At 72.5% G+C, this 19,447-nt stretch carries 19 protein-coding genes and 1 pseudogene; 9 read left to right on the top strand and 11 right to left on the bottom strand.

From position 1 onward, the window contains the following. Positions 1–150 precede the first annotated feature (150 nt). The 3 genes from R2B67_RS00830 to R2B67_RS00820 are packed head-to-tail and all read left to right on the top strand — an operon-like array spanning position 151 to position 1,783. Complete coding sequence (locus tag R2B67_RS00830) at positions 151–738, top strand: RNA polymerase sigma factor (RefSeq protein WP_317815885.1); 588 nt, start codon at positions 151–153, stop codon at positions 736–738. Then, positions 729–1,436: a hypothetical protein gene (locus R2B67_RS00825; protein ID WP_317815884.1), complete on the top strand. Its 708-nt coding sequence runs from the start codon at positions 729–731 to the stop codon at positions 1,434–1,436. The genes R2B67_RS00830 and R2B67_RS00825 overlap by 10 nt, the downstream gene beginning before the upstream one ends. Then, positions 1,436–1,783, top strand: a complete 348-nt coding sequence (locus R2B67_RS00820) for an Asp23/Gls24 family envelope stress response protein (protein WP_018512810.1) — start codon at positions 1,436–1,438, stop codon at positions 1,781–1,783. The genes R2B67_RS00825 and R2B67_RS00820 overlap by 1 nt, the downstream gene beginning before the upstream one ends. 157 nt (positions 1,784–1,940) lie before the next feature. Here R2B67_RS00820 and R2B67_RS00815 read toward each other — a convergent pair whose 3' ends face one another. Continuing rightward, entirely contained in the window at positions 1,941–2,654 is a 714-nt protein-coding gene (locus R2B67_RS00815; protein WP_317815883.1) for an NADPH-dependent F420 reductase, read from the bottom strand. 161 nt (positions 2,655–2,815) lie between these two features. Between R2B67_RS00815 and ctaD the strand changes: the two genes are divergently transcribed. Continuing rightward, a complete protein-coding gene (gene ctaD, locus R2B67_RS00810) occupies positions 2,816–4,546 on the top strand; it encodes an aa3-type cytochrome oxidase subunit I (protein ID WP_317815882.1) in 1,731 nt (576 codons plus the stop codon). Positions 4,547–4,595: 49 nt separating this feature from the next. Beyond that, positions 4,596–4,937, top strand: coding sequence for a hypothetical protein (locus R2B67_RS00805; RefSeq protein WP_018512807.1), 342 nt, complete (start codon positions 4,596–4,598; stop codon positions 4,935–4,937). A 118-nt stretch (positions 4,938–5,055) separates the two neighbouring features. Here the strand turns inward: R2B67_RS00805 and R2B67_RS00800 are convergent, their stop codons facing one another. The 5 genes from R2B67_RS00800 to R2B67_RS00780 all read right to left on the bottom strand — a co-directional run bounded on the left by R2B67_RS00800 (position 5,056) and on the right by R2B67_RS00780 (position 11,265). Further along, complete coding sequence (locus R2B67_RS00800) at positions 5,056–6,795, bottom strand: FUSC family protein (protein WP_317824751.1); 1,740 nt, start codon at positions 6,793–6,795, stop codon at positions 5,056–5,058. Between the two features lie 308 nt (positions 6,796–7,103). Continuing rightward, positions 7,104–8,720, bottom strand: a complete 1,617-nt coding sequence (locus tag R2B67_RS00795) for a sigma-70 family RNA polymerase sigma factor (RefSeq protein ID WP_317815881.1) — start codon at positions 8,718–8,720, stop codon at positions 7,104–7,106. A 172-nt stretch (positions 8,721–8,892) separates the two neighbouring features. Continuing rightward, positions 8,893–9,087 (bottom strand): antitoxin, encoded by a 195-nt coding sequence (locus R2B67_RS00790; protein ID WP_317815880.1) that lies wholly within the window; start codon positions 9,085–9,087, stop codon positions 8,893–8,895. A 288-nt stretch (positions 9,088–9,375) separates the two neighbouring features. Beyond that, on the bottom strand, positions 9,376–10,371 hold the full coding sequence (locus R2B67_RS00785) for an MASE1 domain-containing protein (protein ID WP_317824750.1): 996 nt from the start codon (positions 10,369–10,371) through the stop codon (positions 9,376–9,378). Positions 10,372–10,437: 66 nt separating this feature from the next. Continuing rightward, positions 10,438–11,265, bottom strand: coding sequence for a PP2C family protein-serine/threonine phosphatase (locus R2B67_RS00780; RefSeq protein WP_109980759.1), 828 nt, complete (start codon positions 11,263–11,265; stop codon positions 10,438–10,440). Positions 11,266–11,407: 142 nt separating this feature from the next. Between R2B67_RS00780 and R2B67_RS00775 the strand changes: the two genes are divergently transcribed. From R2B67_RS00775 to R2B67_RS35945, 4 genes and pseudogenes are all read left to right on the top strand, one after another. After that, positions 11,408–11,677, top strand: a complete 270-nt coding sequence (locus R2B67_RS00775; RefSeq protein ID WP_018512801.1) for an MDR/zinc-dependent alcohol dehydrogenase-like family protein — start codon at positions 11,408–11,410, stop codon at positions 11,675–11,677. Between the two features lie 51 nt (positions 11,678–11,728). Further along, positions 11,729–13,207 carry a polyprenol phosphomannose-dependent alpha 1,6 mannosyltransferase MptB gene (gene mptB, locus R2B67_RS00770; protein ID WP_317815879.1) on the top strand — a complete coding sequence of 493 codons (1,479 nt, stop codon included), beginning with the start codon at positions 11,729–11,731 and terminating at the stop codon, positions 13,205–13,207. 141 nt (positions 13,208–13,348) lie between these two features. Further along, positions 13,349–14,116 (top strand): annotated as a pseudogene (locus tag R2B67_RS35950) (ATP-binding cassette domain-containing protein); the annotation flags it as partial. Between the two features lie 135 nt (positions 14,117–14,251). Beyond that, positions 14,252–15,184 carry an ATP-binding cassette domain-containing protein gene (locus tag R2B67_RS35945; protein ID WP_398869561.1) on the top strand — a complete coding sequence of 311 codons (933 nt, stop codon included), beginning with the start codon at positions 14,252–14,254 and terminating at the stop codon, positions 15,182–15,184. Here R2B67_RS35945 and R2B67_RS00760 read toward each other — a convergent pair. From R2B67_RS00760 to R2B67_RS00740, 5 genes are all read right to left on the bottom strand, one after another. Then, positions 15,169–15,393, bottom strand: a complete 225-nt coding sequence (locus R2B67_RS00760) for a hypothetical protein (protein ID WP_018512798.1) — start codon at positions 15,391–15,393, stop codon at positions 15,169–15,171. The genes R2B67_RS35945 and R2B67_RS00760 overlap by 16 nt on opposite strands. 114 nt (positions 15,394–15,507) lie before the next feature. Next, on the bottom strand, positions 15,508–16,140 hold the full coding sequence (locus tag R2B67_RS00755) for a hypothetical protein (protein WP_317815876.1): 633 nt from the start codon (positions 16,138–16,140) through the stop codon (positions 15,508–15,510). A 6-nt stretch (positions 16,141–16,146) separates the two neighbouring features. Next, on the bottom strand, positions 16,147–16,767 hold the full coding sequence (locus R2B67_RS00750) for an L-threonylcarbamoyladenylate synthase (protein ID WP_018512796.1): 621 nt from the start codon (positions 16,765–16,767) through the stop codon (positions 16,147–16,149). Positions 16,768–16,873: 106 nt separating this feature from the next. Beyond that, positions 16,874–17,890, bottom strand: a complete 1,017-nt coding sequence (locus R2B67_RS00745) for a hemolysin family protein (protein WP_109980764.1) — start codon at positions 17,888–17,890, stop codon at positions 16,874–16,876. After that, positions 17,887–19,224 carry a hemolysin family protein gene (locus R2B67_RS00740; RefSeq protein WP_317815875.1) on the bottom strand — a complete coding sequence of 446 codons (1,338 nt, stop codon included), beginning with the start codon at positions 19,222–19,224 and terminating at the stop codon, positions 17,887–17,889. Before R2B67_RS00740 ends, R2B67_RS00745 begins: the two co-directional genes overlap by 4 nt. Positions 19,225–19,447 lie beyond the last annotated feature (223 nt).

Here is a 19,447-nt window from a genome sequence, read left to right as displayed (position 1 = left end):
GATCCCTGGCCGATCCCTGGCCGACCCCAGATCGGGCAGCGCGGTCCGCAGCACACCCGTGCGTGACGTTCTCCCGATCCAGGTGTCCAACGGGAAGAAGCGAGCAGACCGAGAGGGTGTCGTGCAACCGACTGAGGGAGGGGCTGGTCCGTGCCCGGCAACGGGAATCAGATGACGGAACGGGCGCCGGAGGGCGTCCGGGCCGACGAGGGGCTGCTGGTCGTACGGGCCGGGGAGGGCGACGAGGAGGCGTTCGAGGTGCTCGTACGGCGGCACAGCCCCGCCATGCTGCAACTCGCGATGCGGTTCCTTGGAGACCGGGCGGACGCGGAGGACGCCGTTCAGGACGCGTTCGTCAGCGCCTGGCGCAAGCTTCCCGAGTTCCGCCGGGACGCCTCCTTCCACACATGGCTCCACCGCATCGTCACCAACCGCTGCCTCAACCGGCTCCGGTCCCGCAGACCGGCGGCGGACCTCGACTCGGTGCCCGAACAGGCCGCCCCGGAGCACCAGGCGTCCCCCGCCCGCGCCGTCGAGTCGCGGGCCGCGGCCGACGCACTGGCGGCGGCGATGGCGGGCCTGTCGCCCGAACAACGTGTCTGCTGGGTGCTCCGCGAGATGCAGGGGCTGTCGTACGAGAGCATCGCGGACACGGTCGGAATCAGTCTGCAGGCGGTCCGCGGCCGGGTCTTCCGGGCCCGCCGCTACCTGACGGAGGCGATGAGCGCATGGCGATGAGCGCCAACCCCGACCGGCCGGAAGAGAGCCGGTCGCAGGAGATTCAGCCGGAAGAGAGCCGGTACGAAGAGGAGGAGCGGCTCGCCTGCGGGCGCCTGCTGAGCGACGTCTGGGACGCGTGGGACGCCGGCCGGACGGCCGACGACCCGCACCTGACGGCTTGCCCGCACTGCTCGGCGGCCCTGGCCGAACTCACCGGCCTGGGCGACGCCGTACGCCGTACCTGCGCCGAGGAGCCCGGAGTGCCCGAGGCGGCCGCGGCCGCGGTCACGGCCCGCGTGATGGACCTCGTCCGGCTCGAACTGGGCCCCGGGCGCTCGCTTCCCCTGGGGGAACCGGAGGAGGACCACTGGATCGTCGAGGCGGCCGCCGCGCGGCTGCTGCGGGCGGCGGTCGACGCGCTGCCCGGGGTACGGGCCGGGAGCTGCCGGATCGCCCCGCTCGACCCGGCCGATCCGACGGGGCCCGTCCACGTACGCGTCGAGGTCGTGGCGAGCCTGGACCGGTCACTGCCGGATCTGGCCGACGCCGTACGCGCACGGATCGCCGAGGTCACCGACCAGGACATCGGCATCCGCCTCGGCGCGGCCGACGTCCTGGTCGTGGACATCGTCGACGACGACGAGGAAGACGACCAAGAAGCAGACGACGAGGACGGCGACGAGTACAGGCGCCACGGCACAGGAGGAGCAGCGTGATGGCCGCCGACACACCCCGGCTCCGGGACCGGCTCGCCGAAGCGGCGGCCGGGGCCGCTCAGGACGTCCCCGGCGTTGCCTTCCTGCGCCCCGGCGTCGTCGACCTGCTGCGGACGCGGGTCGCCGACCGGGCCCCGCGTCTCGCGGCGGGGCCCGGGGCGCGGGCGCAGGGGGTGCGGGTGAGCCGGGACGAGGCCACCGGTGCCTGGCACATCGACATCCGCCTCGTCCTGCACCGGGGCCACCGCGCCCTCGACGTCACCCGGGCCGTACAGACCGCCACGCTGGCCGCGGTCCGGGACGAGCCGTCGGTCTCGGTGCGGGTGACGGTGACGGGGGTGGTCTGAGCGGCGGGCCGCCGGCGGGGGAGAGAGACCGCGTGCCGGGGCAGGACAGCGGCCGGGCCGCCCGGATTCACGCCCCGGGCGGCCCGCCCTCCGCCACGGCACCGATCAGGCGCGCCCTCCGCCACGGCACCGATCCCGGTCTCCGCCACCGCACCGATCAGGCGCGCCACTCCGCCGTGCGCTCCGGCGACGCCTCCGCCAGCGCCTTCACGATGGCGTCCGCGTCGCCCTGGTTGCCGTACACCGGCGTCCCGGGCTGCTGGCGCCACGACTCGTCCAGGCCGCCGGCGTCGACCGTGTCGAAGCCGAGCTCGTCGATCAGGTCGCGGACGGCCTGCTTGGCCGCCGGGTCGTCCCCGGCCACCGGCAGCGCCTGCCGCCCGGGGCTGCCCTGTGGAGCGCCCCGGTCCAGGATGTCCTGCGCGTACGTCCCGTTGAACGCCTTGATCACCGGGTGGCCGATCTGCTGCTCGGTCCACCGGCTCTCCGTCAGCCCGTCCTCGATGGCGGCGATCCGGCCGTCGCGCTGCTGCGGGTAGTAGTTCCCGGTGTCGATGACCGCGACGTTCTCCGCCGCCCCGTCCAGGAATCCCGCGGGCAGGTCGGGGACCGCCTTCAACGGGACGGTCACGACGACGATACGGGCGCCCCGCGCTGCCTCGGCGGCGGCCACCGGAGTGGCTCCCGTCTCCTCGGCCAGGGCGCTGAGGGTCTCGGGGCCACGGGAGTTGGCGACCGATACCTCATGTCCGAGTGCGGTCAGCCGCCTGGTGAGATTGCCGCCGATGTTGCCCGCTCCGATAATGCCGATCTTCATGGATCCGACCTTCCGATTCCTGCCGTGTGGGAAGAAGTGGTTCTGCCGCTTCACCAACTCCGCTGCCCGGCGAGCTATTCCGGGCCGTGTGGGCCATTTGAGTGTCCTTGCCGGGCGCTCGCGCGGGACGGGGAGGTATGTCCCACCGGACCGATCACCGCGGGTCCATCCTGGTCGCCGAGTCCATACGGGCCGTTGACCGAAGGAGCGTCGCAGTGACGACGAGGGGCATCTCGCAACCGGTGGAGACCGATGCCGCAGAGGGGGACGAACTGCCGGTACGGCTCAAGGAGCCGGGCAACGTCGTCATCAAGTGGATGACCACCACGGACCACAAGACGATCGGGACGCTCTATCTCACCACCTCCTTCGCCTTCTTCTGCGTGGGAGGGCTGCTGGCCCTGGTGATGCGCGCCGAACTGGCGCGGCCCGGAACCCAGCTGATTTCGAACGAACAATTTAATCAGGCGTTCACGATGCACGGCACGATCATGCTGCTGATGTTCGCGACACCGCTGTTCGTCGGATTCGCCAACTGGATCATGCCGCTCCAGATCGGCGCGCCCGATGTGGCGTTCCCGCGGCTGAACATGTTCTCGTACTGGCTGTACCTCTTCGGCTCGCTCATCGCGGTGGCCGGCTTCCTCACGCCGCAAGGGGCCGCCGACTTCGGCTGGTTCGCCTACGCGCCGCTGAACGACGCGGTCCGCTCGCCGGGCATCGGCGCCGACATGTGGATCATGGGTCTGGCCTTCTCCGGCTTCGGCACGATCCTCGGCTCGGTCAACTTCATCACCACGATCATCTGCATGCGCGCCCCCGGCATGACGATGTTCCGCATGCCGATCTTCACCTGGAACGTCCTGCTGACCGGTGTGCTCGTCCTGCTCGCCTTCCCGGTCCTGGCCGCCGCCCTGCTGGCCCTGGAGGCGGACCGCAAGTTCGGCGCCCATGTCTTCGACCCGGCCAACGGGGGAGCGCTGCTGTGGCAGCACCTCTTCTGGTTCTTCGGCCATCCCGAGGTCTACATCATCGCGTTGCCGTTCTTCGGCATCGTCACCGAGATCTTCCCGGTCTTCAGCCGTAAACCGGTTTTCGGCTACATCGGTCTGGTCGCCGCCACCATCGCCATCGCGGGCCTCTCCGCGACGGTCTGGGCGCACCACATGTTCGTCACCGGCGCGGTCCTGCTGCCGTTCTTCTCCTTCATGACGTTCCTCATCGCCGTGCCGACCGGGGTGAAATTCTTCAACTGGATCGGCACGATGTGGAAGGGGTCGATCTCCCTCGAAACGCCGATGCTCTGGTCGATCGGATTCCTGGTCACCTTCCTCTTCGGCGGTCTGACCGGCATCATTCTCGCCTCGCCTCCGATGGACTTCCACGTCTCCGACTCGTACTTCGTCGTCGCGCACTTCCACTACGTCGTCTTCGGCACCGTGGTCTTCGCGATGTTCGCCGGATTCCACTTCTGGTGGCCGAAGTTCACCGGGAAAATGCTGGACGAGCAGCTCGGAAAGGTCACGTTCTGGACGCTGTTCGTCGGCTTCCACGGCACATTCTTGGTGCAGCACTGGCTCGGTGCCGAGGGAATGCCCCGCCGTTACGCGGACTATCTCGCCGCCGACGGTTTCACCGCGCTGAACACCATCTCCACCATTGCCTCCTTCGTGCTCGGCCTCTCCCTCCTGCCGTTCTTCTACAACGTCTGGAAGACCGCCAAGTACGGGAAGCAGATCGTGGAGGACGACCCGTGGGGCTACGGCCGTTCGCTGGAGTGGGCGACCTCCTGCCCGCCGCCGCGCCACAACTTCGTCACCCTGCCGCGGATCCGCTCCGAATCCCCGGCGTTCGACCTGCACCACCCGTCGCTGAGGGCGATCGACGAGACCGCCAACCGGCCCGACGCCTCCGCCACCGTGGCACCGGGGGACAAGCAGGAGTGACCGTGGCCCGCCCCGCCCCGCCCCGGAGAGCCCGACGAGAGGAGGACGTGTGAACCCCGACAAGGACAGCGCCCGCGGCCTGGCCCAGCTGGAGGGCTACCTGCTGTGGAACGCCGAGGTCGAGAGGGCGCGAGCACAGGCGCGCCGGTTCACCGGCGAACTGCCCTGGCTCACCACCGCCCAGCGCGAGGACGTCGAACGCGTCTACCTCGCCGACCGGGTCGCCGTCTCCCGCGAGTCGCTCACCCGCGTCCGGGACCGGGCGGCCGAACTGCGCGGGGAGTACACCGCCCGCTACGAGCGGCTCCGGGCCCGCTGTGTCGCGCTCTCGGTCGTGGCGGTGGGCGCGGTCACCGGCATCGGTACGTCCCTGACCCTGCTGCTCCGCTGAACCGGCCGGGACCCGGTGCGGCCCGGCCGCGGCCGCACCGGGTCCCCGCCGTGCGAGCGACCGCCGCGTGAGCGCCCGCTGTGCGACCGCCCGCCGTGCGGGCGGTCGGCGGAACCCGTCAGACCAGTACCCCGGAACGCGCGGACGTGCGGTGCGCCGCATCGAGAGCGGCCAGCTGCTCCGCGATCCGTTCGGCGTGCGACGGGGGCAGTGTGGCGCCGCGGTCGTGGAGGTGGACCGCGCAGGCCGTCGTCGTGTCCACCAGACGCTCCAGAGCACCGGCCACCTCCTCGAACTCGGCCGTGCGCCCGGCGACCGGCGGGAGTTCGGCCGCCGAGAGGTCCAGTGCGGACCGCGCCACGGCGAGCGAGCGGTAGGCGTCGCGGCGCAGCACCCCGCGCCCCGCACCGTCCTGAGGGTGGGCCAGGACGTGGCGCAGATACCGGTGCGCCGCCGCCACCGCCGTGTCCACCGCGTCCCGCACCCGGTTGCCCCGAGGCCCGGGCAGTGGCAGATGCCCCACCAGCAGCACGATCGCGCAGGCCGTCAGCGACTCCACGACCCGGCCCCACGCGGCCTGCGGCTCGCCCGCCAGCAGGACGAGGGAGAGCACGAGAACGGTGACGACCGCGGTCTGGGCCGCGAAGTGCCGGGTGGCGACGGGGATCAGCGCCCCGCACAGCGCGACGGCCGCGACCATGGGCAGCGGACCGGCCACCAGCGCGAAGAACCCGGCGAAGACGGCGGCGCCCACCACCGTCCCGGCGACCCGGCTCAGCACCCGGGAGACGAGCGGCCCGAGATCCGGCTTCACCAGGAACACCGCCGTGGCGGGCATCCAGTACCAGTGCTCGTGGTCCAGGCCGAGCGCCACCGCCGCACTGACCCCGCAGCACAGCGCCACCCGGAACCCGTACTCACGCCCCGCCGGCCCGAAGGCCCTGCGCAGCAGCGCGAGCAGACCCGGGCGCCCACGCACGGTCCGCAGCGACTGTCCGGGCCGGTGGTCGAACGCCTCCGCGGCCGCCAGGAGGGCGTCGTCCAGGGCGCGCAGCCCCGCATCGGACCGCACCGGCGCGGGCAGCGGCCCGCAGGCGCTCCCCGTACGCACCGCCTGCGCCAGCCGCAGCGGCCCCTCCGCGACCCGGTCCGGCAACGGCTCACCGGCCCACGCCAGCGCCGTCGCCGCCTCGGCCAGCGGCAGCGCCGCCGCGTACTGGGCGTGCAGCCGCCGCTCCGCCGCCGAGCTCGCGTACCGCCGCAGCCGGGGCCCGGACAGCGCGTCCTGCGCCTGGTCGAGTGCGGCCGTGAGCGCCGCCCGGCGGGCCGGAGCCCGGGTACCGCCCGCCGCGCGCAGCAGCCCGGCCACCGCCCCGTACACGGAGGCCACCGCCTCGCGCTCGCCGTCGTACCGATAGGGGCCGCCGGAGGTCCGGCGCCGCGACGGCAGCACCAGCCGCAGCACCAGCGCCCACCCCGCCCCCGCCAGGAACAGCAGCACCCGCTCCCCGCCGGGCTCCGGCAGCGGCATGCCCGCCCCGATCACCGCCGCGACCAGCAACTGCGTACCGCACGCCGAGGCGACCGGGCCCGTCGAGCTGAGCGCCCCCGCGAGCAGCCCCAGCACACCCAGCAGCACCGGCAGGACGAGCATCGCGGCTTCCGGCGGACCGACGGCGGGCAGCAGCGAGCCGATCAGCAGTCCGGCGGCGCCAGCGAGCGCCGGGACCCCCACCCGCGACACGGACGAGCGGCGGCCGCCCGGGCGGTCGTTGATCCCGGCGAACATCGCCCCCAGCGCCGCCGGAACACCCGCCGTCGGCCGGTCGGCGGCCACCGCCAGCAGCAGCGGGAGCATGGCGAGCGCCCCGCGCACCACCGCACCAGCGTGGACAGGCCCGCGCTGGGTCCGCAGGACATGGCCGAGCCAGAGCGGCAACGGCCGGGCGGCGAGGGGGAAAGCGGGTGACACGACCGGGCTCCAGTCCGCAGGGGAAGGGGATCCGCCGGCGGACACCATCGGCCTGGGCGCTGCTGCCAGTCTGGAACACCGAGGTGGAGGCGGTGCTTCGCCCGCATTTCCACCAGGTGAAAGATCACCGCGCGATGCTCGGCGCAGGGTGCTCGGCGCGCAGGGCTCACCGTGCGGTGCTCAGCGCGCCGGGCTCACCGTGCGCCGAACTTCTGCGTCCACACCGGCCCGCCGCCGGAGTCCACCTTCCCGATGCCCATCTCCTTGAAGGAGCAGTTCAGGATGTTCGCGCGGTGCCCCGGGCTGTTCATCCACGCCCGCATCACATCGGCCGGGGTCCGCTGCCCCTTGGCGATGTTCTCGCCGTAGGTGCTCCACCGGTATCCGGCCGCGGTGATCCGGTCGCCCGGGTCGCGGCCGTCCAGCGAGGTGTGCGAGAAGTAGTCCTGGGCCGCCATGTCGGCGGAGTGCCGCTGCGCCGCCGTCGCCAGCAGGTCGTTGGAGGTCACCGGACCGCAGCCCTCCTTCGCCCGCTCGGTGTTGACGATCTGGAGGACCTGGCCGCCCTCCGACGCCGGAGGTGCGGGCGCGGGGGCGGGCGGCGGCGGGGGCTTCGGGGCCGGGGCGGACGTGCTCGGCGCGGGGGGCCGGGTGCTCTTCGTCGGCGAGGGCTGGCGCTTCGGCTTGCGCGAAGGGCTCTTCAACGGCGAGGCACTGGCCGAGGGCGAGGCGGACGACGCCGAGGCCGACGGCGACGGTGCCGTCCTCGTGGGGGAGGGGGCGGCGCTCGTGGGGAGGGTCGCGCCATCGGTGGGCACCCCGGCGCTCAGGGTCGTCGCGTCCCGCTCCTCGCCGTCGGTGTAGAGGTGCACGGCCGCGCCGCCGGTCCCCAGCGCCGCGACGGCGACCACGGCGGCGATGGCCGAGTTGCGGCGGCGCCGCCGTACCTGACCGCGCCTGCGCTCGGCCCGTCCGGCCCCGGCCGCGGAGTCCACGGTGAGGTGCGCGGCCGTCGTCAGCAGCTCCGGCGCCACCGCCGCTCCCGCGGCCCCGGCCACCGGGACCAGCGCGAGACCGACCAGCAGCCCCTCCGCCGGTACGAGCCCCGATCCGTGGCCCGAGCAGACGGTGCACTCACGGGCGTGGCGGGCCAGCCGCTTGCGCCACAGGGCGGACGGGACCCCGTCCCAGCCGGCCAGGATGTCCTCCAGCAGCACGCACGGCGGGTCGGCCGCCAGTGCGCCCACCACGACCCGGGCCGCCTCCAGCTGCGCCTTCATCCGCTGGACGCGTACGGCCGTGTGCTGGGCGGAGAGCTCCAGCGCCGCCGCGACCTCGGCCCGCGACAGCTGCCCCGCCGTCTCCAGCCACCACAGCGACAGCAGCGCGCGGTCGTCCTCGTCCAGCCACCGCGTCGCCTCCGCCACCTGGCGCCGCTGCCCGGTCAGCCCGAGCCGCAGAATGGTCAGCTCGACGAAGTCGGCGCGCGGATCGGCCAGGTCGAACGCGTCGTCCAGCCGGCCGGCGGAGACCGTCCCCGACTGGCCCTCGCGCCAGTGCCGGCGTATCTCGTTCATGGCGATCGCCACCAGCCAGGACCGGAATCTCTCCGGGTCGCGGAGCTCCGGCAGGCTGCGCAGCATGCGCAGCACCGTCTCCTGCACCACGTCGTCGACATCCGCGTGCCCGTTCAACGCCCGACCGACGACGTTGTACAGCAACGGCAGATACGCCGCGACGAGCCGGTCCTTGGCCTCCTGGTCGCCGTTCCGCGCCGCCGCGATCAAGGCCGTCCCGTGATCCTTGCCCATGCTGTGCTCACTCTTCCGGGGTCCGGTGCTGTCACTTCCCACACTCGGGAGATGCGGTGCGGGCCGGACAATAACAAGAATCTGATAATCGCCCCGGATTTCTTCGGCCGCACGTGACGGGTCTGTGCCACAGAACACGTTCTGTGGCACAGACCCGTCACGGCCGGTGGCGTTAGGAGCGCGGCGGTCCGTCCTGGTCGCGCTCCGTCCCGAACTGCTGCCTGAGCTTGTCCTGAGCGGTGTCGACGTGGCCGCTGTACTTGCCCTTGGTGCGGTCGTCGACCATGTCTCCCGCCTTGTCGACGCCCTTGCCCGCCTGGTCCTCATGGCCCTTGAGCATCTTCTTGATCTTGTCCATCGCGGACATGCCTGATCCTCCTCGCCTCTGAGCCCCCAACCCTTCAAGGGTCGCCGCACCCGGCCCGGCCCGCATCCGGGCGCCCGAGGAGTCCGCACGGTGGACGGGAAGTGTGAAGCCGAGCCGACTGGGCAGATACCGGTCACCTGGAGGAGGTGGTGGCCATGGGCCGCATCCGCATCGTTGTCCGTCGACCCCCGCCCCCGTCCGGGCCGCCCCCGCTCGACCTGCGGACCCCTTCCGGTCGGCCGCTGCCCTACTGAGCGCGTACGGGACCGGGCGTGTACGCGCGAGCGGTCACCGACCGGACTGCGGCGGATCGTCGTCGTACCGCGCCGCGGGCCGTCCCGGGAGCGGCGCGAGCTGTTCCACCAGCGCCTCCAGCTCCACCACCGCGTGCTCCGTCTCACGGCGGATGTTCTGGTGCTCGGCCACGATCGCCCCGAGCAGCAGCGCCGTGAGCGCCACGCATCCGTTGAGCACGGTCAGGTTGGCCATGATCTCCATGAGCGTATGGCCCGCGAACGGCCCCAGCCCGTCCGTGCCCGCGGTGATCGCCAGCACCGACACCACCAGGGCGCACGGCGCGCTGCCGGGCAGCTGGAACCGGAGCGCCGCCCAGATGATCACCGGGAACACCAGGTAGATCATCGAGAGTGAGCTCCGGGTGGAGAAGAACCCCGCCACCACCACGACGACCGCGAGCAGGCACGCCTCCGGCCACCGGTCGGACAGCCGAGGCCACCGCGCCCGGCTCAGCACCAGCAGTACGGGGGTGACCACGAGGACCCCCATGGCGTCCCCGGCCCACCACGACGACCAGACCAGCCAGAACCGCCCCGGCGGAACCTTGTCGTCGAGCATCAGCGTCACGCTGCCGGCCGTGGCGCTGATCAGCATCCCGGCGAACGCGCCGAGGAAGACCAGGCAGACCCCGTCCCGCAGCCGGGCCAGTTCACTGCGGAATCCCACCCTGCGCAGCAGCGCGTAGGCGGCCAGCGGCGCGAGCGTGTTGCCCAGCACGATGCCCAGCCGGGAGACGGTGAACGCGTCACCGATGGCGGAGACGGTGAAGAACGCGCCCAGGGCGATGCCCGGCCAGACCCGGGCGCCGAAGTACAGCAGGGCGGCGAGCGAGATCCCGGTGGGCGGCCAGAGCGGGGTGACCACCGCGCCGTCCACCACCACCTGGCGTGTCAGCCCGAGCCGCCCCGAGAGGTAGTAGGCGCCGGTCACGCCCAGGATCTGCGCCACGTAAACGGCCCGACGTCTGGCTTCCTTGCTGTGGATCACAGCACTCATCAGACACCGGCCGCGCGGAGGAGGCAGCCGGTGACACGCGCCCTGCCACCCCCGGCGTCAGCGCGCCCGGGCCGGGGCGTGCCGCAGGACGAGCACGGCCGCGTCGTCCTCGTGGCCCGTCAGCTCCGCCGCCCCGAGCACCCCGTCGGCCAGCGCGTCCGCGCTCTCCCCGGCGTGGGCGGCGACCAGCCGCCGCACCCGTTCGAGGCCGTCCTCGATCAGCAGCGACGGGCCCTCGATCACACCGTCGGTCAGCAGCACGATCGCGCCGTCCGCGTCCAGGGTCCGCCGGGTGACGGGGTACTTCTCACCCGTCTGGATGCCCAGCGGCAGGCCTCCCGGGTCCTCCGTGACGCCCGACCGCCCGTCCACGGTCGCCCAGACGCTGGCCACATGCCCGGCCCGCGCACTGTGCAGCTCCCAGGTGTGCGGGTCCAGCCGCAGGAACGTACAGGTCGCGAAGAGACCGGAGTCCACGGACAGCAGGAGGTCGTTGGTCCGGCCCATGACCTCACCCGGGTCGGAGACCGTCCCCGCGATCGCCCGCATCGCGATGCGGACCTGCCCCATGAAGGCGGCTGCCTCCACGTCGTGCCCCTGCACGTCACCGATGGCGAACCCCAGGGCACCGTCGGCCAGCGCGAAGCCGTCGTACCAGTCACCGCCGATGTCCAGGCCGTCACGGGCGGGCGCGTACCGCGCCGCGGACCGGAGACCGGGCAGCTCGGGAAGGGTCGCCGGAAGCATGTCGCGCTGAAGGGCCTGCGCGAGTTCCACTCTGGCCTGGTGGAATTCCACCTCCCGCCGAGCGCGGGCAGTGAGGCTCTGCAACGTGGTCAGCAGGTCCTCGGCGCTTACCGAGCGGGGAGTCCGACGCCGGTTCATGGGCTGCTCCGCGGTGCGTGAGTCCCTGAATCATATGGCGCCCTCCGCGCGGCGGCGACTCCGCCGGGGACCGGCGCACGACGGTGGCCGGATGGCCCCGCACGCCGGGCCGTTGTCAGTGGCCGGTGGGATGCTGCCTTGCATGGACGAGCTGATGAGGCAGCGACGGGTGTACGGCGCCGACCACGACGATCCGCACCCCGGCCCCAGGCCGGGCCACGACTACCGGGAGCTGGTCGGCGGCCCGCTCGACGGGCTGCTCCTGGACGTCACCGGCTGGAGCGAGACAGCACTTCGTGAGGGGGCCGGACTGGTGACGGAGATAGGCGCCTACGGACCGGGCGGCCGCGCCGAGTACGGGCCCCGCTCGATCGACGGCCACCAGTGGGACTGGCGGGGCGACGTCCGCTAGGAGCGGGGGAGGAGGACGGGGGCCGCACGGCGTCCGATAGGTTCTCCGGTCATGTGGGCTTTGAGCGCTGTCGGATACCGTCGGCTGGGTGCGGCAGCCGCCCTGGCGACCGCCGCGGGCGGCTGGTTCTCCGGGAAACTGCCGGCCCACGACCCCTGGGGCCTCTGGGTCGACCACGGCTCCACCGTGCGGACAGCGGCCGCCGTCCTCGCCTACGCCGGACTCACCGTGCTCGTCGTCGCCTGGTGGCAGTACGGCAGAACCGCGCCCTCCGTACGCGAGACGCTCACCACCCTCGCCTGGTGGACCGCGCCGTTCCTGCTCACGCCCCCGCTCTACAGCGCCGACGTCTACAGCTACATCGCCCAGGGCGCCATGGTCATCGAAGGCCACGACGTCTACACCGTCGGCCCCTCCAGCCTGGATCCCGCCGGAATCGGCGGCGACGCGGCGGCGAGCGTCGGCAACCACTGGCGCGACACCCCGGCCCCGTACGGCCCGCTCTTCCTCCTGCTCTCCGCCGCCGTGGCGAAGACGACCGGCGGCACCATCGTCCCCGCGGTCCTGGCGATGCGGCTCATCGCGCTGGCCTCACTCGTCCTCGTCGTCTGGGCCCTGCGCAGGCTGGCCCGGGAGCACGGCACCAGCGAGAGCCGCGCCCTGTGGCTGGGGGCGCTCAACCCGCTCCTGCTCATGCACGTCGTCGCGGGCATGCACAACGACGGCCTGATGATCGGCCTCATGCTGGCCGGGCTCGCGCTCGCGCTGCGCGGCCGATGGGTGGCCGGCAGCGCCCTCGTCGGGCTCGCGATGATGGTCAAGTCCCCGGCGGCCGTGTCGCTGCTGTTCATCGGCGTGATGGTGCACGCGTCGGCGACCGGGCCGCAGCTACGGCGGTGGGCCAAGGGACTCCTCGCGCCCGGCCTCGTCGCGTGTGCCGTCGCCGGATCGGCGACGGTGGTCAGCGGTACCGGCTTCGGCTGGCTCAGGACCCAGGGCGTCGCCGGCAACATCCACACGGCTCTCTCCGTCGTCAGCGACCTCGGCCTGGGCCTGGGCGAGCTGGGCCGCCTGCTCCTGGGCACCGACCCCGAACCGGTCAAGTCCGCCGTGCAGACCCTCGGCCTGGCGGCGGCGGTCGTCCTGATCTTCGTCCTCGCATGGCGGTCCATGAAGGGCCACCTGCCACCGGTCCACGCCCTGGGCCTGGGGCTGCTGGTACTGGTCGCGCTCTCGCCCATGGTGCAACCGTGGTACCTGCTGTGGGGGCTCGTGGTCGTGGCCGCCACCCAGCAGCACGGCCGCATCCCCGCGGTCCTCATCGTGCTGTCGGCGGCGCTGGTCTACGAGACCCACCCCACCGGGGCCACCCCGCCCTACGGATTCGCCCTCGCCGGAATCGCGGCCCTCGTCGCCACCCTCGTCATCCGCCGCGCCCCGTTCCTCCCGGAAGCCGCACGCGTGCCCGGGCCGCGCGGCGGCGACCTGGACGCCCCGCTGAGCACCGAGGCCCCGCAGGCCACCGCGTAGATAATCCCTCGACGCCCCCGCGGGCCTCCGCTACGCTGATCACGTCCTGTTGTCTCCGATAGAGGTGGACGTTGCGCATCTGAGGTCCGCGATCATCACGCGGTACGGCCTGACCCGTACACCGGTCACGACGCTGTCGGCATGTCTGCCGCCCGTGACTTCCGCGTGGATGCGACCTCGGTGCTGAGCCGTCCCACACCTTCGCAGGACTTCTCTCCCACCACTCTCCGGCCCACCGAGCCGGGTCGCCGCGTGCTGTTCGCATACGAAGCCCCCCGTTCCCCACGCTTCCGACTGCGAGCTGCCACCATGAGCCATCCCACCGCGCCCAGCGCCTCCGTCGCCGTCTCCCACCTCACCTTCCGGTGGCCCGACGGCACCAGCCTCTTCGACGGGCTCTCCCTCACCGTCCCCCGCGGCCGCACCGGCCTGGTCGGCACCAACGGCACCGGCAAGTCGACCCTGCTGCGCCTGCTCGCCGGGCAGCTGCGCCCCGCGGAGGGATCCGTCACCGTGGGCGGAAACCTCGCCTACCTGCCGCAGAACATCACCCTGGACACGGAGCTGCGGGTCGACGGGGCCCTCGGCATCGCCGAGCGGCGGGCCGCCCTGCGCGCCATCGAGTCCGGAGACGTACGGGAGGAACACTTCGAGACGGTCGGCGACGACTGGGACGTCGAGGAACGCGCCCTGGCCACCCTCGGCTCCCTCGGCCTCGGCGCCGTGGAACTGGACCGCACCGTCGGGCAGCTGTCCGGCGGGGAGACCGTCCTGCTGCGCCTGGCCGCCCTCCTGCTCGAGCGACCCGACGTCCTCCTCCTCGACGAGCCCACCAACAACCTGGACCTGTTCGCCCGCCGCAGGCTCTACGACGCCGTCGACTCCTGGCGCACCGGCATCCTCATCGTCGTCAGCCACGACCGGGACCTGCTGGAGCGGGTCGACCGCATCGCCGAGCTGCGATCGGGGGCGGTGAACTGGTACGGAGGCGGCTGGTCCGCCTACCAGGACGCCCTCGCCACCCAGCAGGAGGCCGCCGGCCGGATGCTCCGCTCCGCCGAGGCCGACGTACGGCGCCAGCAGCGCGAGCTGGAGGAGACCCGCACCAAGGTGGCCCGCCGCCAGCGCCACGACAAGAAGCTCGACGGCCAGCGGAAGGCCCCGCGCATCGTCGCCGGGGAGCGCAAGCGCTCCGCCCAGGAGTCCGGGGACCGGCTGCGCGGGCTGCACGAGGACCGCCTTGACGAGGCCCGCGAACGCCGGGAGGAGGCCGCCGAAGCCGTCCGCCGCGACGCCGAGATCAAGGTGAGCCTGCCCCACACCGCCGTACCGGCCGGGCGCACCGTCCTGACCGTCCGGGAGCTGAGCCTGACCTACGGACGGCTGCGCGAGGGCAGCCTTCAGGTGAAGGGGCCCGAGCGCATCGCCCTGGTCGGCCGCAACGGGGCGGGCAAGACGACCCTGCTGCGCACGCTCACGGGAGAGCTCGCGCCGAGCTCCGGCGAGGCGGTGGCGTCGGTGCCGCTGAAGTTCCTCCCGCAGCGGCTGGACGTCCTCGACGACACCCTGAGCGTCGCCGCGAACGTCGCCCGCACGGCGCCCGGCACCACCGACAACCAGATCCGCTCCCAGCTCGCCCGGTTCCTCTTCAAGGGCGCCCGCGCCGAGCAGCAGGCGGGCACCCTCTCGGGCGGTGAACGCTTCCGGGCCGCGCTCGCGGCAACGATGCTCGCCGCCCCCGCCCCGCAGCTGCTCCTGCTGGACGAGCCGACGAACAACCTCGACCTGGCCAGCGTGCGGCAGCTGACGAGCGCCCTGGAGTCCTACGAGGGCGCTCTCGTCATCGCCAGCCACGACCTGCCGTTCCTGGAGTCCGTGGGCATCACCCGCTGGATCCTGCTGGACGACGAGCTGAGGGAGACCGACGCCGAGGAGGTACGGGAACTCTTCGACGGCTCCCGTCAGGCCGCTTCGTAGCGGTGGGCGCGTCCGCCCCGCCATTCCACCCAGACCGGGTTGTCGAGGATCCGGTCCGCTTCTTCGAGGCCGGCCTCGCTCAGGAACACGATCACGTCGTGGTCGCTGTGGGCCAGCCCGAGTATCTCGTCCCGGCCTTCGTAGTGCACGGTCACCCGGCGGCCGCCCGAGGGGGTCGGCCGGTGGATGACGATGGGGGGATTCGCCATGGGTCCACCCTGCGCCGCGCCCTGCCCCCGCGCATCCGCTGCCCGCCCTCTCCGCGAGCGGGCCGTGGACCCGCCGGGGAGGGCCGGGCCCTGCCGGGGCCCGGAGGGAGGCCCTCACCGCCGGGCGGCCCCGATTTCCACCGTTGTGGTGACGCGCACCAGGGCGGGGGTGCGCGGGGCGGAGCCGAACCCGAAGGCGACGGGCGGATCGAGCGGGGCGAGCGGGCCCAGGTCCACACCGTCCAGGACGGCGTCGGCGGCCAGGACCGGCCGCAGGTCCCGTGCCCCGTACCACTCCCGCCGCCCCGGGCCCGCCCGGCCCAGGGTGCGGACGCCGGGCATGAGGAGCCGGGCCGGTACGTCGCACAGTGCGGCCCAGAGCGGGCTGTGGACGAGCGGGGCCGGTACGGCGGACAGCAGCCGGCCGAGGGCGGTCCGCCGTCCGGCCCGCAGCCGCAGGTGCAGCGGCCCCGCCTCGACGACCCAGACGTGCCCGCTGCGGGAGACGGAACCGGTGACGGAGACCGGGACCACCTCGGTCCGGTCGAAGCGGTACGTGGCGGCGACGAAGTCCGCGACCGTCCGGGACGGGGCCAGCAGGACCCGCTCGCCGTCGGGATGCTCGACCATGACGTCGCTGAACGCCCCGAACGGCGAACGCGGCCAGTGCCCGACCACCAGCCGGGTCCCCGAAGAGGTCCCCACACCGGCGATCCAGCCGTCGAACCGCAACCGCTCGCCCGCCACGGCCGCCTACTCGAAACGCGACGGGTCGCCGGCGCCCCGCCGTACGATCTCCGGCTCGTCACCGGAGAAGTCGATCACCGTGGTCGGCTCGGTGCCGCAGTCGCCCGAGTCGATCACGGCGTCCACCTCGTGGTCGAGCCGCTCCTTGATCTCCCAGCCCTGCGTCAGCGGCTCCTCCTCGTCCGGCAGCAGCAGGGTGCTGGACAGCAGCGGCTCGCCCAGCTCGGCGACCAGTGCCTGGGTCACGACGTGGTCGGGGATACGGACGCCGACCGTCTTCTTCTTCGGGTGCAGCAGCTGGCGGGGCACCTCCTTCGTCGCCGGGAGGATGAAGGTGTAGCTGCCGGGCGTGGCCGCCTTGACGGCGCGGAACACGTCGTTGTCGACGCGGACGAACTGCGCGAGCTGCGCGAAGTCGTGGCACACCAGCGTGAAGTGGTGGCGGTCGTCGAGGTTGCGGATGGACCTGATCCGGGCGATGCCGTCGCGGTTGCCCAGCTGACAGCCCAGCGCGTAACAGGAATCGGTCGGATACGCGACGAGCGCACCGGAACGGATGCTGTCGACCACCGTGCTGATGGTGCGCGGCTGGGGATTCTCGGGGTGCACGTCGAAGTACTTGGCCATCCGCCGAGCTTACGTGCTCGACAAGCGGCCCGTCCGGACAGTGGGCACGACGAGGGGGAGGCGGCCCGGAACACCGGACCGCCTCCCCTGCGAGCATCTCGTACGGTCAGACCGTGGCGGGGCCGACCAGCTCCTCCAGGACGTCCTCCATCGTCACGAAGCCGATGACCGTCCCCTTGTCCCCGGCGACGGCGGCGAGGTGCGTACCGGCGGCACGCATCGCCGTCAGGGTGTCGTCTAGCGGAGTGTCGATCTCGACCCGGATGACCGGGTGGATCGCGCTCGTGGGCAGCGGCTTGGTGCGCTCCGCGACCCCCAGGGCGTCCTTGATGTGCAGATAGCCCAGCACCCCGTCGTCCGGCCCGGTCACCGGCAGCCGGGAGAAGCCCGAGGCGACCGCGGCCCGCTCCAGCTGCTGCGGGGTGATGCCGAGGTCGACGGTGACGGTCCGGTTCAGCGGGACCAGCACCTCGCCGACCGGCCGGGTGCCCAGCTCCAGGGCGTCCCGCAGCCGCTCGCCGTCGGCCGGGGCGAGGAGACCGGCGTCGGACGAGTCCTTCACCAGACGGACCAGCTCGTCGTCGGTGAAGACCGAGGCGACCTCGTCCTTCGGCTCCACCTTCAGCAGCCGCAGCAGCATGTTGGCGAACGCGTTGATACCGAAGATGACCGGGCGCAGCGCCCGGGTCAGCGCCACCAGGGACGGACCCAGCGCCAGGGCTGTCGCGACGGGCGCGGCGAGCGCGATGTTCTTCGGGATCATCTCGCCGATGAGCATGTGGAGATAGGTCGCCAGGGTCAGCGCGATGACGAAGGCGATCGGGTGTACCAGCGCGTCCGGCACGCCGATCGCGTCGAACGGCGGCTCCAGCAGATGGGCGATGGCCGGTTCGGCGACCGCGCCCAGCACCAGCGAGGAGATCGTGATGCCGAGCTGGGCCGTGGCCATGGCGGCCGACAGGTGCTCGATACCCCACAGGGTGCTCTTCGCCCGCCGGCTGCCGCGCAGGGCATCCGGCTCGATCTGGCTGCGGCGCACGGAGATCAGGGCGAACTCCGCGCCGACGAAGAACGCGTTCGTGAGGAGCGTGAACGCGCCGATGAGAAGCTGAACGGTGGTCATCGGGCGTCCTCCTCCACGAGGGTCAGGGCCGGGGCGGGCGCGGTGATCCGCACCCGGTCGGCCCGGTGGTGTTCGATGTCGAGGACGTCGAACTGCCAGCCGTCGACCTCCACCCGGTCCGTGCGGACGGGGATGCGGGCGAGCTGGTTGGCGAGCAGCCCGGCGAGCGTCTCGTACGGGCCGTCCGGCGCGGAGAAGCCGATCCGGTCGAGCTGGTCCAGCCGGATGCTGCCCTCGGCCGCCCAGACCTGACGGCCGTCGCCGAGCGGCTCGGCCGGTGCCAGGTCGGGGCGCTCGTGCGGGTCGTGCTCGTCGCGGACCTCTCCGACGACCTCCTCCACGATGTCCTCCACCGTGGCGACGCCCGCCGTACCGCCGTACTCGTCGATGACGACGGCCATGGTCCGGTGCCGGCGCATCTGCGCCAGCAGCCGGTCCACGGGCAGCGAGTCCGGTACGAGGAGGGGCTCGGTGGCCAGCGCGGTGACCGGGGTCCGGGCGCGCTTCGACTCCTCCAGGGCCAGCACGTCGCGGATGTGGATCGTCCCGATGACGTGGTCCAGGCTGTCGCGGTAGACCGGGAAGCGGGACAGGCCGGTGGCCAGCGTGAGGTTGGCGGCGTCGGCCGCGGTGGCGTGGGACTCCAGGGCCCGCACGTCCACCCGGGGCGTCATCACGTTCTCGGCGGACAGCTCCGCCAGGTTCAGGGTGCGGACGAAGAGCTCCGCCGAGTCCTGCTCGATGGCGCCCTGGCGGGCCGAGTGCTCGGCGAGGGCGATGAGCTCCTGCGGGGTACGGGCCGAGGCCAGCTCCTCCGCCGGCTCCAGGCCGAACCGGCGCAGGGCGCGGTTGGCCGTGTTGTTGAGGTGGCGGATCAGCGGGGCGAAGCAGGCCGTGAACGCGCGCTGCGGGCCGGACACGACCTTGGCGACGGCGAGCGGGCTGGAGATCGCCCAGTTCTTCGGGACGAGCTCACCGACGACCATGAGGACGACGGTGGACAGCGCCACACCGAGCAGGGTCGCGACCGTGGAGACGGCTCCGGCCGGAACACCGGCGGACTCCAGCGGGGAGCGCAGGAGCCCGGCGAGGGCCGGCTCGGCCAGCATGCCGATGACCAGAGACGTCACGGTGATGCCGAGCTGGGCGCCGGACAGCTGGAAGGTCAGCCGCTTGGCGGCCTTGAGTGCGCTTTCGGCTCCGCGCTCACCGGCCTGCGCGGCTCGTTCGAGCTCACCGCGCTCGATGGTGGTCAGCGAGAACTCGGCTGCGACGAACACCGCGCACGCCAGAGTCAGACCGAGGGCGAGAAGGAGCAGGAGTACTTCGCTCACCGTGTCACCTCCGTCCCCTGGTGAGCAGGGGTGGGGATGACACGGTTCGTACTGGGAGGCTCACCCATTGCGGTACCGCAGCTCCTTCTCTGTTCGGTCGTCGGGTTCGACGTCTGGCGGCGGGTGGAAACCCGCTTTGTAGATAGTAAAGGGGGCGCAAAGCAAAGGGGAGTGGCACGCATCACAGGTGTGGTCGGATGGGTAGGCAGGTGTTTTCACCACA

The organism is Streptomyces cyaneofuscatus, from assembly GCF_033109485.1.
GTDB lineage: Bacteria > Actinomycetota > Actinomycetes > Streptomycetales > Streptomycetaceae > Streptomyces > Streptomyces cyaneofuscatus.
The sequence above is the reverse complement of the archived record's forward strand: the minus strand, read 5'-3'. Positions and strand labels throughout refer to the sequence as shown.

Bases quoted from the DNA above. Each gene is read 5' to 3' on its own strand.
- R2B67_RS00825 (WP_317815884.1), top strand. From the start codon at position 729: ATGGCGATGAGCGCCAACCCCGACCGGCCGGAAGAGAGCCGGTCGCAG.
- R2B67_RS00820 (WP_018512810.1), top strand. From the start codon at position 1,436: ATGGCCGCCGACACACCCCGGCTCCGGGACCGGCTCGCCGAAGCGGCG.
- R2B67_RS00800 (WP_317824751.1), bottom strand. From the start codon at position 6,795: ATGCTCCCGCTGCTGCTGGCGGTGGCCGCCGACCGGCCGACGGCGGGT.
- R2B67_RS00795 (WP_317815881.1), bottom strand. From the start codon at position 8,720: ATGGGCAAGGATCACGGGACGGCCTTGATCGCGGCGGCGCGGAACGGC.
- R2B67_RS00790 (WP_317815880.1), bottom strand. From the start codon at position 9,087: ATGTCCGCGATGGACAAGATCAAGAAGATGCTCAAGGGCCATGAGGAC.
- R2B67_RS00780 (WP_109980759.1), bottom strand. From the start codon at position 11,265: ATGAACCGGCGTCGGACTCCCCGCTCGGTAAGCGCCGAGGACCTGCTG.
- R2B67_RS00775 (WP_018512801.1), top strand. From the start codon at position 11,408: ATGGACGAGCTGATGAGGCAGCGACGGGTGTACGGCGCCGACCACGAC.
- mptB (WP_317815879.1), top strand. From the start codon at position 11,729: ATGTGGGCTTTGAGCGCTGTCGGATACCGTCGGCTGGGTGCGGCAGCC.
- R2B67_RS35945 (WP_398869561.1), top strand. From the start codon at position 14,252: ATGCTCCGCTCCGCCGAGGCCGACGTACGGCGCCAGCAGCGCGAGCTG.
- R2B67_RS00760 (WP_018512798.1), bottom strand. From the start codon at position 15,393: ATGGCGAATCCCCCCATCGTCATCCACCGGCCGACCCCCTCGGGCGGC.
- R2B67_RS00750 (WP_018512796.1), bottom strand. From the start codon at position 16,767: ATGGCCAAGTACTTCGACGTGCACCCCGAGAATCCCCAGCCGCGCACC.
- R2B67_RS00745 (WP_109980764.1), bottom strand. From the start codon at position 17,890: ATGACCACCGTTCAGCTTCTCATCGGCGCGTTCACGCTCCTCACGAAC.